Origin of the sequence: Endozoicomonas sp. ALB115 (assembly GCF_049310245.1) — a bacterium.
In the GTDB taxonomy this organism is placed as follows: Bacteria; Pseudomonadota; Gammaproteobacteria; order Pseudomonadales; family Endozoicomonadaceae; genus Endozoicomonas.
The window spans coordinates 1-1,055 of record NZ_JBLYZG010000202.1 but is presented as its reverse complement, the minus strand read 5'-3'; the positions used below and the strand labels follow the sequence as shown (position 1 = coordinate 1,055).

Sequence of the window (1,055 nt, the reverse complement as noted above, 5' to 3'; positions counted from 1 at the left end):
TTCAGCTCGTGCCTTATTTTGTGCTGGATAGCAGCATAGACCATCAGGCACAGTGTCATCACCATTAACAGAGCTTCAATGCGCTCAGCTTTCTTCAGATAGAGTGAAGAGACCAGAAAGTCCGGGCTTTTCAGGAATCGAAAGCCGCCCTCAACCTGTTGTTGTGACTTGTAGGTAGACAATAGCTCCGTCGCACTCATGCAATTCTGATCCAATTCATTGGTGCCCAGGATAAAGCAACCCAGTGAGGCCTGTGCATTCTCCCTTTTCTGACAGGGAACAAAGCATTCAGCCTGCACAAAGTACTCGAAGTGATCAGGCTTGCTATCCGGCGATGGCCGTCCCCTGCCCGAATAACAGGGTTTACCGGTAACCTCAGGCTCCGTTGCACTCTGGCAGAGTTTCGATTGTTTCTGCCATAAGGCAAAAGCCTTCAATGCATCGTCCCGACACAGAAAGGCCTTTTTTCCCAGCTTTTCCAGATCACGGGCTTCTTTCAGTGACTGCTTCTGCATCTTTCGGGTCAGTGTTTTCTGTTCAACCAGCCTGCGCTTTTTGTTGAGAAACAAGAACCATCGTTGTTTAACATCTCCATAGCAGGAAGGCACTTCAGCAGAGTAATAATCTTCATAGCCTTCAACCGGCTCCAATGACATGGCTGGCGCTTTGCCGACCAGCTCCTTTGCACCCTTGATATTCAGGGGCACACGGGAGATAAACAGCTGCTTTTGCTCGTCAAGCAACTGAAGGGTTTCAGCAACGTACATGGCGGCATCAGCGACCAGATAGCGGCTATTCAAAGTCTCCTTGAAACACGACAGATGATTTTTGATAATTTCCTGAAAACAAGTTTTGTCGTTTACATTACCGCTCGCAGGTGCCATAAACACTGGAATACCTGCCTCATTTTCGGTCATTAACTGCAAGACCACCTGATTCAGGTCAGGTCGGTGGTCACGGCTGTAACCGCGGCAGATATGGATACAATTCAAGTCATCAGGATTTTCATGACTGTTATAGATTCCATCCACATGAAAGCTGGTGCCATCCAGATT

At 48.1% G+C, this 1,055-nt stretch carries 1 protein-coding gene; it reads right to left on the bottom strand.

What is annotated here, in order from left to right:
- Nucleotides 1–1,055 (bottom strand): IS1634 family transposase (locus ACO6VE_RS24625; RefSeq protein ID WP_422464158.1); only part of this gene is annotated, 1,055 nt, incomplete at both ends.